This is a genomic window from Herbaspirillum sp. SJZ099 (genome assembly GCF_007828355.1).
Lineage (GTDB): Bacteria > Pseudomonadota > Gammaproteobacteria > Burkholderiales > Burkholderiaceae_D > Herbaspirillum.
In genome coordinates, this window is sequence record NZ_VIUO01000001.1 from 523,465 (window position 1) to 538,417 (window position 14,953).

A 14,953-nucleotide genomic window follows, 5' to 3' on the forward strand; every position below is an offset into this window, starting at 1 on the left:
GCGATGCAGGCGATGCCGTTTTATGGTCTTGCGAAGCGGGCCTCTGCGGGCCCGTCATTGTTTGTATGTATATTGTTTATAACATTTTTTCTCAACGGATGCCGGCGCGCATGAAGGACTGCACGAACTGGCGCTGGAACAGCAGGAAAGCCAGCAGCAGCGGCGCCGAGGTCATCAGGGTGGCGGCGGTGATGATGGACCAGTCGACGCCCTGGTCGGTCGAGGAGAACACCTGCAGGCCGACGGTGAGCGGGCGCGATTCGACCGAGTTGGTGACGATCAGCGGCCACAGGAAGTTGTTCCAGTGGGTGCTGATCGAAACCAGCCCGAAGGCGATGTAGATTGGCTTGGCCAGCGGCACGTAGACCTGCATGAGCACCTGCAGCGCCGAGGCGCCTTCCACCGTGGCGGCCTCGTCCAGCTCGCGCGGCACGGTCTTGAAGGTCTGGCGCAGCAGGAAAATGCCGAAGGCCGAGGCGAAGTAGGGCAGGCCGATCGACAGGATGGTGTCGCGCAGGCCGAGCAGGTTCATGGTGTTGTAGTTCTCGACGATCAGGATGTCGGGCATCACCATCAGCTGCAGCAGCACCAGCATGAACATCACATTGCTGCCGCGGAACTCGAAACGGGCGAAGGCATAGGCCGCCAGCGTGGCCAGCAGCATCTGCGCCGCCAGGATCATGGTCACCAGCAGGAAGGTATTGAGGAAGTAGCGCGGGAACGGCGCGGCGTCCCAGGCGTTGGCGAAGTTCTGCAGCGTCAGCGGGGCCGAGAGCGAAAAGCGCGTGGCGAATTCGGACGGGTGGAAGGCGGTCCACACCGCATACAGCAGCGGCAGCAGCCACAGGAAGCCCAGCACCCAGGCCGAAATCGTTTCCAGCGCCCGGTTGCGCTCGCCGAAGGGATTGGAGGTCTGCGAGATCATTGGTAATGGGTCCTGCGGTCGAGGATACGGAATTTGACGAAGGCGATGATGCCCAGCATGGCCAGCACCACCACGGTCAGCGCGGCGGCATAGGACGAGTCCCAGAAGGCGAAGCCGACTTCATAGATGTAGTACAGCAGCAGCGAGCTGGCGTTGTCCGGCCCGCCCTTGGTCATCACCACGATATGGTCGACCAGGCGGAAGGAGTTGATCAGCGCGTTGATCAGCACGAACAGCGTGGTCGGCATCAGGAGCGGGAACTGCACCTTCCAGAAATACTGCCAGCGGCTTGCGCCTTCCAGGCCGGCGGCCTCGGCCAGCACCGGCGAGATCTGTTGCAGCGCGGCCAGGTAGAAAATCATGAAGAAGCCGGCTTCCTTCCAGATCGCCACCACCATCATGGCGCCCAGCACGGTGTTGGGATTGCCCAGCCAGTTATGCGAGGGCAGGCCGAGCGCGGCGGTGATCTGTTCCAGCAGGCCGTATTGCGGCGTGTAGAAGAACAGCCAGATGTTGGCCACCGCGATCATCGGCAGCACGGTCGGCGTGAAATAGGCCAGGCGCAGCAGGCCGCGGCCGAACAGGCGGTCGTTGACCCACAGCGCCATCATGATGGCCAGCGCGATCGAGACCGGGATGGTGCCCAGCGCGAACCACAGGTTGTTGAAGAAGGCGCGCCAGAATACCGGGTCGTCGGCCATCAGCGCATAGTTCTCCAGGCCGACGAACACCGACGGGTTGGCGCCCTTGGGCGTGGAGAAGAAGCTGTGCCAGATGGTGGCCACGGCCGGGTAGTGGGTGAAGGCGACCAGCAGCACCATGGCCGGCAACAGCAGCAGCCAGGGTGTGACGGAAGAATGGGTACGGTTCATCGGTGACCTTTATGCCTTGTCCGGACGGCAAGGGCGCAGCGGCGTGCGCCGGAACATTCAAAGTTTGAAACCCCGGCCCGCCAGGCAGTCCCGGTCGCAAGGGCCGGGGACTGCGGCAGGCCGGTTTTACGGCAGGTGCGGCACAGGCTTAACGGCCGTAGGAACGCAGGATGCGGTCCGACTCGCGCTGGGCATCCTTCAACGCCGCTTCCGGCGTCTTGGTGCCGGACAGGGCGGCTTGCAGGTTGTCGTTGAGCGCCTTGGTCACACGCTGGTTGTCATGCGTCGACAACTCGGCCACGCCGTACTTCATCTGTTCGCGCGCCACATCGGCGGCCGGCACTTCCTGCAGGTACTTCTTCATTTCCGGCGTATCCCAGGCGTCCTGGCGCGGGGCCACATAGCCGGTGGCGATCGACCATTGCGCCGCGCGCGCCGGTTCGGTGGCGAAGCGGATGAACTTCATCGCCGCCTTTTGCTGCTCCGGCGAGGTCTTGTTGAAGACGTAGAAGTTGCCGCCGCCGGTCGGGCTGCCCGGGTGCTTGTTGCCCGGCAGCATGGCCACGCCGAACGGGAAGCTCGCGTTGCTGCGGATATTGGTCAGGTTGCCGGTGGTGGTCCACACCATGGCGGCCTTCTGTTCCAGGAAATCCTTGGGCGTGGTGCCCCATTCGATCGTGCCGGACGGCATCACCTTGTCCTTGGCGGCCAGGTCGACCCAGTGCTGCAGCGCCTGGACCGCGCCCGGCTTGTCGAAGTAGGTCTTGGTGCCGGCGTTGTTCATCAGGATGGTGTCGTTGGAGGCGGTCATGGCCTGGAACATCCAGTAGCCGAACCCGGTCGAGGGGATCTTCACGCCCCACTGGCTGACGTTGCCGGCAGCGTCGCGCTTGGTCAGCTTCTTGGCGGCTTCCACCATTTCGGTCCAGGTGGCGGGCGCCTTGTCCGGGTTCAGGCCGGCTTCCTTGAACAGGTTCTTGTTGTAGTACATGACGATGGTCGAGCGCTGGAACGGCACGCCCCAGGTCTTGCCGCCGGTCTGGCTGTTCTCCATGAAACCCTTGTAGAAGCCGTCGATCCAGGCCTTGTCGTTGGCCAGGCCGTCGATGGGCACGATGGCGTTTTCGTCGATCAGGGTGAACAGGTCGGTCGACAGCAGCACCGCCAGCGTCGGCGGGGTGCCGCTCTTGAATGCGGTCAGCGCCTTGACGATGCTTTCCTGGTAGGTGCCGGCATAGACCGCCTTGACCTTGATGTCCGGGTTGGCCTTTTCGAAGTCGGCCACCATGCTGTCGATGGTCTTGGTGACGGCGCCGCCGACGGCGACCGGGTAGTAGAAGCTGATTTCGACCGGGTTGGCGGCGAAGGCGCTGGTGCTGAAGCAGGCGCCGATAGCGGCACTGACGGCCAGGGCGGCCGCGGATTTCAGAATTGCTCTACGCATGATTGCGTCTCTCCCATAAGGTTGAAAAGTTGGCTGCAACTTGGCGGTTGCTATTGTTGGGTCTCACTCTGCCGGCGTGGGCCGGTAAAGAACTCGTTTCACAATGAAACGGGTTCTTAATTGGGATGACGTCGCATCCCGGTCTGCCTGTCGAAGAAATACTGATCCTTTGCGTCCCAGTTGAGCCGGACGCGGTCGCTCGCGCGCAGCGACAACTGGCCGGGTACGCGCACCAGCAAGGCGGCCTCGCCGACCCGGGCGCCGATAATGGTGTCGGCGCCGAAATATTCCACCGTCTCCACGACCGCCGCCACGCCGGTCTCGGCCAGGACGATGTGTTCCGGGCGCAGGCCCAACTGCCATTGCTCGCCGCCGCTGCCGGCCGTTACCGCCGGGCCATCGCTGCCGGCGATGACCAGGCCGCCCGCGCCCTGCGCCAGCGGCAGGATGTTCATCGGCGGCGTACCGATGAAGCGCGCGGCGAAGACCGTGGCCGGCTGCGCATACAGTTCGGCCGGCGGCGCGTTCTGTTCGATCTTGCCGTCGCGCAGCAGGATCACCTGGTCGGCCATGCTCATCGCCTCGGTCTGGTCGTGGGTGACGTAGATCATGGTCATGTTCAGTTGCTGCTGCAGGGCGCGGATCTCGCGCCGCATCTCTTGCCGCAACTGGGCGTCGAGGTTGGACAGCGGCTCGTCCATCAGGCATACCGGGGCGTCGGCGATGATCGCCCGGCCCAGCGCTACGCGCTGCTGCTGGCCGCCGGACAGTTGGCCGGGGCGGCGATCCAGCAGGTGCGACAGGCCGAGGATGTCGGCCACGCGTTTCAGGCGCGGTTCAAACTCCTGCTTGGGTTCCTTGCGCACGCGCACGCCGAACAGGATGTTGTCGCGCACGTTCAGGTGCGGGAACAGTGCGTATGACTGGAACACCATGGCGATCTTGCGCTGCGCCGGCGGCAGGTTGGTGACGTCGCGCTCGCCGATGCGGATGATGCCGGTGGTGGGGATGTCCAGCCCGGCGATCAGGCGCAGGGTGGTCGACTTGCCGCAGCCGGACGGCCCCAGCAGGACGGTGAAATCGCCCGACTTCACTTCGAAGTCGATGCCTTTGACGGCCTGGGCTTCGCCCCAGCTCTTGGTAATGCCTTGCAACGAAATTGCTGCCATCCCGCGTTCCCCTTGCTATCTCTGTCTCAATAAGCGGATGGCCGGCCGTTGGCTGGCGTCCGCCTGGGTCTGTTGGTGCTGATCCGTTCATTGCAGCAGGGCTGCGCTGAACGGCTGTAATCGTTTTCACGCGCGGCGTGAAATCCTGCTCATTCGTTCCTGGCCTGCATGCGGCTCGGGCAAAAGCGATTGGCGCTGAACTCGGCAAACCAGGCCTTGAACGCCTGCCGCTGCTGCTCGCTCATGTGCAGGCCGCACTTGGTGCGGCGCCACAGCACATCGTCGGCTTCGCAGGCCCATTCATGCATGGCCAGGTATTCCACTTCGCGCTGCCGCAGCCCGCCGCCGAAATCGCGCCCCAGTTCGGCCGGGGTTTGCGCTTCGCGCAGGATGTTGTGACTCTTCAAGCCGTGGCGGGAGAACAGGCGCGCCAGGTAGCCGGCATCGAGCTGCGCATATTTCTTTTGCAGCCGCGCCACTTCATCGGCGCGGTCGGCGCGCTTGAATTTTGCGCCGGGCAGGGCTTCGGTCGCGGTCCAGGAGGCGCGGCGGGCGCGGCTTTGCATCCACGGCGCCAGCTTGTCCATGACCGACTCGGCCAGGCGGCGATAGGTGGTGATCTTGCCGCCGTAGACCGAGACGCAAGGCAGTTCGCGTTCGGCCTGCAGCACCAGCGTGTAGTCGCGGGTGACGGCCGAGGGGTTGTCGGATTCGTCGTCGAACAGCGGACGCACGCCGGCGTAGCGCCAGGCGATGTCTTGTGCGCCGATCGGCTGTTCCAGGTATTGGTTGACCGCGCGCAGCAGGTAGGCTTCTTCCTCGGCGCTGATCTGCGCGCCGTGGTCCATGTTTTCCTGCGGGACGTCGGTGGTGCCGATCAGGGTGTAGCGCTCTTCATAAGGAATCATGAAGACGATGCGCTTGTCGTCGTTTTGCAGGATGTAGGCGTGCTCGCCGTCGAACAGGCGCGGCACCACGATATGGCTGCCGCGCACCAGCTTGACGGCGGCATGCTTGGCGTTGCCGCCGGCGCCGGCATTGAGCAGGTGGTCCATCTTTGCCACCCAGGGGCCGGCCGTATTGACGATGGCCCGCGCCTGCACGGTGCGGCGTTCGCCGCTGCGGGTGTTTTCCAGCGTGCAGAGCCAATGATTGTCGCCGCCGTCCTGGGATTCATGGCGCTGCGCCTCGACCAGGCGGGTGCGCGCCATGATCTCGGCGCCGTGTTCCTGCGCGGAGAGCAGGTTGAAGATGACCAGCCGGGCGTCATCGACCCAGGCGTCGGAATAGGCGAAGCCGCGCGTGATGCTCTTTTTCAGGCCGCTGGGATGCGCCATGCGGTCCAGTTGCACGCCCTGCGATTTGGGCAGGCTGATGCGCCCGCCGATATGGTCGTACAGCCACAGGCCCAGGCGGATCATCCAGCGCGGCCGCAGGCCGGCCACGTGCGGCATGACGAAGCGCAGCGGCCAGGCGATGTGCGGCGCGATGTCGAGCAGGTGTTCGCGCTCGGACAGCGCTTCGGCCACCAGCCGGAATTCGTAGTATTCGAGATAGCGCAGGCCGCCGTGGATCAGCTTGGTGCTGGCCGAGGAGGTCGCGCCGGCGAAGTCGCCCTGTTCGCACAGGGCCACCGACAGGCCGCGTCCGGCGGCGTCGCGCGCCACGCCGGCGCCATTGATGCCGCCGCCGATGACCAGGATGTCGTAGGGGGTGTTGGTATTCATGCTGCGCTTTCCTTGCCGTCGGCTGCGCGGATCTGCTCCACCAGCAGGCGCGCGCTCGGCTCGTCGATCACCAGTTCATTGATGAAGCCGCCTTGCAGCGCCGCGCGCAGGCCGGGGATCTTGCCCTTGCCCGATACCACGCAGATCGAATGCGCGGCCCGCTGGAAGCAATCCATGTCGGGGCCGCTGCTGCGCGCGTTGAGCGCGACGTCGCGCCAACTGCCGTCTTCGCGGAAGAACACGGTGGCGATATCGCCGACCAGGCCTTCTTCCCGGATCTGCTTGCGCTCTTCGTCGGACAAATAGCCGCCGGTGTGGACGTGGCTGCCGGTGGCTTCGGCGCCGATGGAAAACAGCAGGATGGAGGCGCTGTCCTGCAGCGCGCGGATGGACTTGATGCTTCTTTCGCGCCACAGCGCGGTGCGGGTGTCGGCGTAGTCGAAAAACGCCGGCACCGGGAAGTGATGGGCGCGCGCGCCGTAGTTCTGCGCAAAGCGCGAGACGATGGATTCGCCGATGGTATTGACGAAGTTGATGCCGGTGCCCGAGCCGTTCAACTGCACCACGTCGACGTCATGCACCTGCTTGGGCAGCAGCCTGTCGGCGATCTCGGCCACGGTGGTGCCCCAGGCCAGGCCGATCACGGTGGACGGCGCCACCAGCGAACTGACGTAGGCTGCGGCATGGCCGGCCACGCGCTGCAGGGTTTCCTTCTCGGTGGCGGCGGCCGACACCGGCACTACCTGGATCGAGCGCAGCCTGTAGCGTTCGGCGATGGCGGTTTCGAGGTTGCCGGAGACTTCCTGCGGATCGTGCACGCGGATTTCCACCAGGCCGCGGTCCAGGGCATAGGACAGCAGGCGTGATACCGTGGCGCGCGACGTGCCGATTTCCTCGGCGATCGCGGCGGTGGTCATGTTCTGGAAGTAGTACAGGCGCGCGACGCGCACGGCCATGTACGCTGTTTCCTGGCGGTCCCCGTTAGCCATTTTTCTCGTTTGAACGTATGATCATCAATATTGAACGTTTGTAACAATAATGAAATTGACGCGATAAGTAAAGGCTTATCGATGTGGCTGTGCAGCAGTCGGGGATAGTAATGAGCTTTTGTTACGGCTTGATGAACGGATGTTCCGGGCAGAGTGTGGCATCCATCCCAGTGCAGGACGGGCCTTGCCGCAGGTGGCCATGTACTGGAATTTCCTGAGGGTAAGTCGCAAGCGGCGCAGCCGATGAAAAAAAAGCGAGGCGGTTTGCCTCGCTCGGGGTTCGCGCCGCCTTGGGGGGCGGGGATCAGATCACGCCGCGGCGCATCTGGTCGAGTTCGATCGATTCGAACAAGGCCTTGAAGTTGCCTTCGCCGAAACCGTCGTTACCCTTGCGCTGGATGATTTCATAGAACACCGGGCCGATCACGTTCTGGGTAAATATCTGCAACAGCAGGCCCTGGCCGGCGGTGGGGGCGCCGTCGATCAGGATCTTCAGTTCGCGCAGCGCATCCAGGTCTTCGCCGTGGCCGGGGATGCGGCGCTCGACCAGGTCGTAATAGGTATCGATGGTGTCCTGCAGCGGCACGCCGCGGCCGCGCAGCTTGCGCACGGTCTGGTAGATGTCGTCGGTGCCCAGCGCGATGTGCTGGATGCCTTCGCCGTTGTACTGCTTGATGAATTCCTCGATCTGCGACTTGTCGTCGGCGCTCTCGTTGATGGGAATGCGGATCTTGCCGCAGGGGCTGGTCATGGCGCGCGACTTCAGGCCGGTCATCTTGCCTTCGATATCGAAGTACTTGATCTCGCGGAAATTGAACAGGCGGGTGTAGAACGACGACCAGGTGTCCATGGCGCCGCGCATCACGTTATGGGTGAGGTGGTCGATATAGGTCAGGCCCACGCCCTTGGGATTGCGGTCGACGCCGGGCAGGAACTGGAAGTCGATGTCATAGATCGAGCCGCTATTGCCGTTATCGCCATAGCGGTCCACTAGGTACAGCAGCGAGCCGCCGATGCCGCGGATGGCCGGGATGTTCAGTTCCATCGGCCCCAGCTTGGCCTCCACGCCTTCGGCGCCCAGCTCCAGTGCGCGCTTGTAGACGAAGGCCGCATCCTTGACGCGAAACGCCATGGCGTTGACCGAGGCGCCATGCACCTGCGCGAAAGCGGCGGCGTTGCTGTCGGGTTCGCCGTTGAGGATGAAGTTGATCTGGCCCTGGCGATACAGGGTGACGTTCTTGGAGCGGTGGCGCGCCACGGCAACGAAGCCCATCAGTTCCAGCACGGAAGAGATGGCGCTGGTGTCGGCAGCGGCGTATTCGACGAACTCGAAACCGTCGGTGCCCATGGGATTGTCGAACAGGTCCTGCGGCTTGGCGGCGGGGATGAGATTGCTGTCTGCGTGGCCCATGAGTTGTCTCCTTGTGGTGGGGAATCGGGTAGCCGCTTCCCGGATCGCGGGGCGCCATGATTGCCGTTTTGGCATGGATAGGCGGTGGCGGCAGGCCGATTCCCTGTGTTTTAAAGGGAGAGCTGCGATATTGCCAGCCCATGGGGGGAGTTTATTGTGCCGTTGATGCAATATGTGATTGTTTTTTGCGCAATAACACCGATAATACGCACAAATAATTCTTAAATTCAGAGATTGGAGAGATAAATGAGCATCATCAATGTCGACCGCTATGACCTCGCCTTGCTGACCGAGCTGCAACGCGACGGACACATCACCAACAGCGCCCTGGGGCAGAAGGTGCACCTGTCCACATCGCAGATCAGCCGCCGCGTGCAGCGGCTGGAAGAGGCCCACGTGATCGAGCGCTACACCGCCGTGCTCGATGCCGCCGTGGTCGGCCTGGGGGTGACCGCCTTTACCACCGTCACATTGGACCGCCAGGGCGAAACCCGCGGCGAACTGTTCGAAAAGTCGGTGGAAGGCATGCCGGAAGTGACCGAATGTTTTTCCATCACTGGCGAAGCCGATTATATCCTGCGCATCGTGGCGCCCGACCTGGCGAGCTTTTCCGAATTCATGATGACCCAGTTGCTGCGCTTGCCGGGGGTGACCAACGTGAAGTCCAACATCACCCTGAAGAAGGTCAAGCAATCGCACGAACTGCCGCTGGAACATGTGATGCAGCCGGTGAAGTCGCGCCAGCGCATCCGGTTTTCGCAGTAAGCTTTATTGTCGCTTCCCCGGCGCGAATTTGAAAGCAAGCGCCGGAGTGCGGCATGCTCCGGCGATCCATAGACTGCATGCATCACCAGTCGCGATCAAAGGAGCGCATCATGCATACCATGGCTACCCGACATTCCCGCCGCAACGCCCCAGCCGTCCCGCCAATGCCGGCGGCGGCGCCTGCCTGCGCCGATGATGAGCTGCGCTGGCAAGCCGTGCAGCGCCGCGACAAGGCGGCCGACGGCCAATTCTATTATTCGGTGCGCAGCACCGGCGTCTATTGCAAGCCCTCGTGCGCGGCGCGTTTGGCCTTGCGCAAGAATGTGGCTTTCCATGACAGTTGCGCGGCCGCCGAGGCGGCGGGGTTTCGCGCCTGCAAGCGCTGCAAGCCGAACCAGCCTAGATTGGAAGAACGCCAGGCGCAGGCGGTGGCGCAAGCCTGCCGCCTGATCGAGCAGGCCGAGGCGCCGCTTGCGCTGGAAACGCTGGCCGACGCGGTGGGCCTGAGCCGCTACCACTTCCATCGCCTGTTCAAGGCGCACACCGGCGTCACGCCCCGTGCCTACGCCGACGGCCAGCGCGCCGAGCGCATGCGCAGCCGCCTGCCGGGCAGCGCCAGCGTGACCGAAGCGATGTACGACGCCGGCTTCAATTCCAGCGGCCGTTTCTACGAACAGAGCGGCGAGCGGCTGGGCATGAAACCCAGCGCCTATCGCCAGGGCGGCAGCGGCGAACGCATTTGTTTCGCGGTGGCGCAATGCTGGCTGGGCGCGTTGCTGGTGGCGGCTACCGCCAAGGGCATTTGTGCCGTCGCGCTGGGCGACGATCCGGAGGTGCTGGTGCAGGAACTGCAAGATCGTTTCCCCAAGGCCGAACTGGTGGGCGGCGATGCCCAATTCGAGCGGATGCTGGCGCAGGTGCTGGGTTTCATCGAGGCGCCCGAGCGCGGGCTGGATTTGCCGCTGGATGTGCGCGGCACGGCGTTCCAGCAGCGCGTGTGGCAAGCGCTGCGCAGCATCCCGCCCGGCGTTACCCTGAGTTATTCGGCGCTGGCCGAGCGCATCGGCAGCCCGGCCGCGGTGCGCGCCGTGGCCAGCGCCTGCGCCAATAACGAGATCGCCTTGCTGATTCCTTGCCACCGCATCGTGCGGCTGGACGGCTCGCTCTCCGGTTACCGCTGGGGCGTGGAGCGCAAGCAGGCGCTGCTGGAGAAGGAGCGCGTCGCCAAGCCGTGATCCTAGATCCGGCAGTTGACCGCTTGCTATCCCTGGAGAGCCGTATGAACACAAGCATTGTCCGTATCAATACCGTTCCTCTTGATGGAGAGAGCGCTATGCATTCGCCGGCACCGCGCTCGCCGCACCATGCGGCGTTGCTCCTCCTTGCGCACAGCGGTGCGCCGCGTCGTCGCGCCTTGCCTGGCACGCCGATCACGGCACCGGCGAACGCATTCAACTGCCGGATCTAGGATGACCTTCGACCTGTTCGCCGACCTGCCCGCCCAGCCTTCTCGCGAGCCGATCACGGAAGGGGCGGTACTGCTGCGCGCATTCGCGGCAGCGCAAGCGAGGGAACTGTTGCAAGCCATTGAGCTGGTCATCGCGCAGTCGCCATTGCGCCACATGCAGACGCCGGGCGGCTTTCGCATGTCGGTGGCGATGAGCAATTGCGGCCAATACGGCTGGGTGACGGATCGCCGCGGCTACCGTTACCAGCATGAGGATCCGCTCTCGGGACAAGCCTGGCCCGCGATGCCGCCGGCGTTTGCGCAACTGGCCGCGAGCGCGGCGCAGGAAGCCGGCTTCGCCGACTTCGCACCGGACGCCTGCCTGGTCAATCGCTACGAACCCGGCGCGCGCATGTCGCTGCACCAGGACAAGAACGAACTCGATATGGCGCAGCCGATCGTCTCGCTGTCGCTCGGCTTGCCGGCCACCTTCCTGTTCGGCGGCATGGAGCGTTCCGAGCGGCCGCGCCGCATGCGGCTGGACAGCGGCGATGTGGTGGTGTGGGGCGGCCCGGCGCGGCTGCTGTTCCATGGCGTCGATCCGCTGGCCGAGGGCGAGCATCCGTTGACCGGACGCTGCCGCTACAACCTCACGTTCCGGCGCGCGCGCTGAGGCATCGGGCGCAAATGTCGACCTCAAAAGACAAGTCGCGCCGACAGGCATAAAATTGCGGTTTTCCTCCGATCCAAGGCCCAAGTCGCCGGCGACGGAGTCATCCATTCCATCTTGCAGGAAAATAAATAATGACTATGGAGACAGCACTCGACAACGTGCCGGACAATCCGCCGGCCATGCCGCCCGCATCGGCTCCGCAGCCGGCCGAGAAGACCGGGTTCCGGGTACTCGGCGCGATCAGTTTCTCGCACTTCCTCAACGACATGATCCAGTCGCTGCTGCTGGCGATCTATCCGCTGTTGAAGGGCAATTTCCATCTCAGCTTCGCCCAGATCGGCCTGATCACGCTGACCTTCCAGGTCACCGCCTCGCTGCTGCAGCCGCTGGTCGGCCTGTACACCGACAAGCATCCGAAGCCGTATTCGCTGGCCATCGGCATGGGCTCCACGCTGTGCGGCCTGCTGCTGTTGTCGGTGGCGCCCAACTTCGGCGTGCTGCTGGTGGCGGCGGCGCTGGTGGGTACCGGCTCTTCGGTGTTCCATCCGGAAGCCTCGCGCGTGGCGCGCATGGCGTCCGGCGGACGGCATGGCCTGGCGCAGTCGCTGTTCCAGGTCGGCGGCAATGCCGGCAGCGCCATGGGGCCGTTGCTGGCGGCGTGGATCATCATTCCCGGCGGCCAGGCCAGCATCGCCTGGTTTTCGATCGCGGCGCTGGTGGCGATCGTCGTGCTGCGCCAGATCGGCCATTGGTATGCGCGCCAGCAAAGCGCCGCCAAGGGCAAGGCGAAGAAGAAGGGGCCGGCCTATGTGCCGCTGCCTAAAAACAAGGTCATGCAGGCGGTCGGCATCCTGTTGCTGCTGATCTTTTCCAAGTACTTCTACATGGCCAGCCTGTCGAGCTACTTCACCTTCTACCTGATCAGCAAATTCCAGCTGTCGGTGCAGGATGCGCAGATCCACCTGTTCGCCTTCCTGTTCGCGGTGGCGGTGGGCACCGTGGCCGGCGGCCCCATCGGCGACCGCATCGGCCGCAAGGCGGTGATCTGGACCTCGATCCTGGGCGTGGCGCCGTTTACCTTGATGCTGCCGTATGCCAACCTGTTCTGGACCGGCGTGCTGTCGGTGATCATCGGCCTGATCCTGGCTTCGGCATTCTCGGCCATCCTGGTGTTCGCGCAAGAACTGATGCCGGGCAAGATCGGCACGGTCTCGGGGCTGTTCTTCGGCTTCGCGTTCGGCATGGGCGGCATCGGCGCGGCCTTGCTGGGCAAGCTGGCCGACCTGACCGACATCTACTTCGTCTACCAGGTATGCGCCTTCCTGCCGCTGATCGGCTTGCTGGCGGCGTTCCTGCCGAAGATGCAAAAGGTGGAGGCGGCGCCCGCCGCAGCCTGACGTTTAAGCCTGTACGCACGGCACGGCCGGGTGCGGGGAAGCATGATGCTTCCTTGCCCCGGCCGTGTTGTTTTGGGGCGGCGCGCAAGAAAAAAGGCCGGAGCGCATAGCACTCCGGCCAACCGTTCTGCGAGGGAAGCAGAAGAGATGAAACCTTGCCGCGGCGCGCCTCAGGCGCCGGCCAGGCGCGGCGTGTGGCGGTGGCTTGCGCCATCCATGTAGCGCGCCACCGAGAGATCCGCCGACGCGATGGCCGGGCGGCGGCCCGACATCAGGTCCGACAGCAGTTGGCCGGAGCCGCACGACATGGTCCAGCCGAGCGTGCCATGGCCGGTGTTGATGTACAGGTTCGATACCGGCGTGGCGCCGACGATCGGCGTGCCGTCCGGCGTCATCGGGCGTAGGCCGGTCCAGAAGCTGGCCCGGGCGGTGTCGCCGGCGCCCGGGAACAGGTCGTTGACCACCAGTTCCAGCGTGGCGCGGCGCTTGGCGCGCAGGGTCTTGTCGTAGCCCACGATCTCCGCCATGCCGCCCACGCGGATGCGGTCGTCGAAACGGGTGACGGCGATCTTGTAGGTTTCGTCCAGGATGGTCGACACCGGCGCGGCGGCGGCATCCACGATCGGCACCGTGATCGAGTAGCCCTTGAGCGGGTAGACCGGGATCTCGGGCAAGGCCGGCACGTCGCGCAGCAGTTGCGGCGAGTAGGAGCCGAGCGCCACCACATAGGTATCGGCCTGCACCAGTTCCTTGCCGCATACCACGCCGGCGATCTTGCCGCCGGCCATGGCCAGCGCGTCGATGGCAACGCCGTAGCGGAACTTCACCCCCAGTTCTTGCGCCATCGCCGCCAGGCGGGTGGTGAACAGCTGGCAGTCGCCGGTTTCGTCATTGGGCAGGCGCAGGCCGCCGGCCAGCTTGCCGCGCACCTTGGCCAGCGCCGGTTCGGCGCGCTCGAGCTGGTCGGAAGAGAGCAGTTCATACGGCACGCCGGCTTCTTCCAGCACGGCGATGTCCCTGGCGGCGCCGTCCAGTTGCTCCTGCGTGCGAAACAGTTGCAGCGTGCCTTGCTGGCGGCCTTCATAAGGGATGCCGGTAGCGGCGCGCAGGTCGCGGAAGCAGTCGCGGCTGTATTCGGCCAGGCGTACCATGCGTTCCTTGTTGACCGCGTAGCTGGCGGCATTGCAGTTGCGCAGCATCTGCCACATCCAGCGCAGTTGACGCAGCGTGCCGTCCGGACGGATGGCCAGCGGGGCGTGTTCCTGGAACATCCACTTGATGGCCTTGAGCGGAATGCCGGGCGCGGCCCAGGGCGAGGCGTAGCCGGGGGAAATCTGGCCGGCGTTGCCGAACGAGGTTTCCAGCGCCGGGCCGTCCTGGCGCTCCAGCACGGTGACTTCGTGGCCGGCGCGGGCCAGGTACCAGGCGCTGGTGACGCCGATGACACCGCTTCCGAGAATGACGACACGCATGGCAACCCCCGCTGAATGTGTATGTGCTGAAGAACAGCTTGTTGAGTAGAGTATTCCGCTATGATATTGATGAATATGTAGTGGTTGTTTCTATATTTATTTGTAAATTCGGGAATAAATAGTGAAAAATAACCATTAACGAGAAAGCCAGCGAGAAAGCCCATGAGAACCCAGCAGCAATCGATCCGCACCCTCGACAAGCTTGACCACCGCATCCTCGCCGCGCTCCAGAAAGACGGCCGTATTTCCATGAAAGAGCTGGGCGAGCTGGTTGGCCTGTCGGTCACGCCCTGCATCGAGCGGGTGCGCCGCATGGAACGCGACGGCGTGATCACCGGCTACTACGCGCGCGTCAATCCCGAGTCGCTGGGGGCGACCTTGCTGGTGTTTGTCGAAATCACGCTGAACCACAAGTCGGGCAACATGTTCGAGCAGTTCCGGCGCGAAGTGCTGCGCATTCCCGAGGTGCAGGAATGCCACCTGGTGTCGGGCGATTTCGATTACCTGATCAAGGCGCGCATCCGCGGCATGGCCGAATACCGCAAGCTGCTGGGCGATATCCTGCTGCAGCTGCCGGGCGCGGCGCAGTCAAAGAGCTATGTGGTGATGGAAGAAATCAAGGAAACCCTGGCGCTGCCGGTCGACGAGTGAGCGCAAGAAAG

13 protein-coding genes are annotated in these 14,953 nt (G+C 64.1%); 5 read left to right on the forward strand and 8 right to left on the reverse strand.

Translation table 11 applies throughout. From position 1 onward, the window contains the following. Positions 1-91: 91 nt before the first annotated feature. The 7 genes from FB597_RS02240 to hppD form a co-directional block, all read right to left on the reverse strand. A complete protein-coding gene (locus FB597_RS02240; protein ID WP_141913207.1) occupies positions 92-925 on the reverse strand; it encodes a carbohydrate ABC transporter permease in 834 nt (277 codons plus the stop codon). Then, positions 922-1,797, reverse strand: coding sequence for a carbohydrate ABC transporter permease (locus tag FB597_RS02245; RefSeq protein WP_144767910.1), 876 nt, complete (start codon positions 1,795-1,797; stop codon positions 922-924). Before FB597_RS02245 ends, FB597_RS02240 begins: the two co-directional genes overlap by 4 nt. Before the next feature lie 148 nt (positions 1,798-1,945). Next, a complete protein-coding gene (locus tag FB597_RS02250) occupies positions 1,946-3,241 on the reverse strand; it encodes an ABC transporter substrate-binding protein (protein ID WP_141913209.1) in 1,296 nt (431 codons plus the stop codon). 116 nt (positions 3,242-3,357) lie between these two features. Continuing rightward, entirely contained in the window at positions 3,358-4,410 is a 1,053-nt protein-coding gene (locus FB597_RS02255; protein ID WP_141913210.1) for an ABC transporter ATP-binding protein, read from the reverse strand. 149 nt (positions 4,411-4,559) lie between these two features. Continuing rightward, entirely contained in the window at positions 4,560-6,137 is a 1,578-nt protein-coding gene (gene glpD / locus FB597_RS02260; protein WP_141913211.1) for a glycerol-3-phosphate dehydrogenase, read from the reverse strand. Continuing rightward, complete coding sequence (locus tag FB597_RS02265; RefSeq protein ID WP_141913212.1) at positions 6,134-7,126, reverse strand: sugar-binding transcriptional regulator; 993 nt, start codon at positions 7,124-7,126, stop codon at positions 6,134-6,136. The genes glpD and FB597_RS02265 overlap by 4 nt, the downstream gene beginning before the upstream one ends. 304 nt (positions 7,127-7,430) lie before the next feature. Continuing rightward, positions 7,431-8,537, reverse strand: coding sequence for a 4-hydroxyphenylpyruvate dioxygenase (hppD, locus tag FB597_RS02270; protein ID WP_141913213.1), 1,107 nt, complete (start codon positions 8,535-8,537; stop codon positions 7,431-7,433). Positions 8,538-8,783: 246 nt separating this feature from the next. On the opposite strand from hppD, the gene FB597_RS02275 reads away from it, so the two are divergent. From FB597_RS02275 to FB597_RS02290, 4 genes are all read left to right on the forward strand, one after another. After that, positions 8,784-9,302: an Lrp/AsnC family transcriptional regulator gene (locus FB597_RS02275; protein ID WP_141913214.1), complete on the forward strand. Its 519-nt coding sequence runs from the start codon at positions 8,784-8,786 to the stop codon at positions 9,300-9,302. 110 nt (positions 9,303-9,412) lie between these two features. Further along, positions 9,413-10,537, forward strand: a complete 1,125-nt coding sequence (ada, locus tag FB597_RS02280; protein ID WP_141913215.1) for a bifunctional DNA-binding transcriptional regulator/O6-methylguanine-DNA methyltransferase Ada — start codon at positions 9,413-9,415, stop codon at positions 10,535-10,537. A 234-nt stretch (positions 10,538-10,771) separates the two neighbouring features. Further along, positions 10,772-11,422, forward strand: a complete 651-nt coding sequence (gene alkB / locus FB597_RS02285) for a DNA oxidative demethylase AlkB (RefSeq protein WP_144767912.1) — start codon at positions 10,772-10,774, stop codon at positions 11,420-11,422. Positions 11,423-11,559: 137 nt separating this feature from the next. After that, entirely contained in the window at positions 11,560-12,819 is a 1,260-nt protein-coding gene (locus tag FB597_RS02290; RefSeq protein WP_370454638.1) for an MFS transporter, read from the forward strand. A 170-nt stretch (positions 12,820-12,989) separates the two neighbouring features. On the opposite strand, the gene FB597_RS02295 is transcribed toward FB597_RS02290, so the two are convergent. Continuing rightward, positions 12,990-14,345: a D-amino acid dehydrogenase gene (locus tag FB597_RS02295; protein ID WP_370454639.1), complete on the reverse strand. Its 1,356-nt coding sequence runs from the start codon at positions 14,343-14,345 to the stop codon at positions 12,990-12,992. A gap of 108 nt (positions 14,346-14,453) precedes the next feature. Between FB597_RS02295 and FB597_RS02300 the strand changes: the two genes are divergently transcribed. Then, complete coding sequence (locus FB597_RS02300; RefSeq protein WP_141913218.1) at positions 14,454-14,942, forward strand: Lrp/AsnC ligand binding domain-containing protein; 489 nt, start codon at positions 14,454-14,456, stop codon at positions 14,940-14,942. The last annotated feature ends 11 nt before the right edge of the window (positions 14,943-14,953 follow it).

Coding starts and splice junctions, on each gene's coding strand:
- alkB (WP_144767912.1), top strand. CDS start 10,772: ATGACCTTCGACCTGTTCGCCGACCTGCCCGCCCAGCCTTCTCGCGAG.
- FB597_RS02265 (WP_141913212.1), bottom strand. CDS start 7,126: ATGGCTAACGGGGACCGCCAGGAAACAGCGTACATGGCCGTGCGCGTC.
- hppD (WP_141913213.1), bottom strand. CDS start 8,537: ATGGGCCACGCAGACAGCAATCTCATCCCCGCCGCCAAGCCGCAGGAC.
- FB597_RS02290 (WP_370454638.1), top strand. CDS start 11,560: ATGGAGACAGCACTCGACAACGTGCCGGACAATCCGCCGGCCATGCCG.
- FB597_RS02245 (WP_144767910.1), bottom strand. CDS start 1,797: ATGAACCGTACCCATTCTTCCGTCACACCCTGGCTGCTGCTGTTGCCG.
- FB597_RS02250 (WP_141913209.1), bottom strand. CDS start 3,241: ATGCGTAGAGCAATTCTGAAATCCGCGGCCGCCCTGGCCGTCAGTGCC.
- ada (WP_141913215.1), top strand. CDS start 9,413: ATGCATACCATGGCTACCCGACATTCCCGCCGCAACGCCCCAGCCGTC.
- FB597_RS02255 (WP_141913210.1), bottom strand. CDS start 4,410: ATGGCAGCAATTTCGTTGCAAGGCATTACCAAGAGCTGGGGCGAAGCC.
- FB597_RS02300 (WP_141913218.1), top strand. CDS start 14,454: ATGAGAACCCAGCAGCAATCGATCCGCACCCTCGACAAGCTTGACCAC.
- FB597_RS02240 (WP_141913207.1), bottom strand. CDS start 925: ATGATCTCGCAGACCTCCAATCCCTTCGGCGAGCGCAACCGGGCGCTG.
- glpD (WP_141913211.1), bottom strand. CDS start 6,137: ATGAATACCAACACCCCCTACGACATCCTGGTCATCGGCGGCGGCATC.
- FB597_RS02275 (WP_141913214.1), top strand. CDS start 8,784: ATGAGCATCATCAATGTCGACCGCTATGACCTCGCCTTGCTGACCGAG.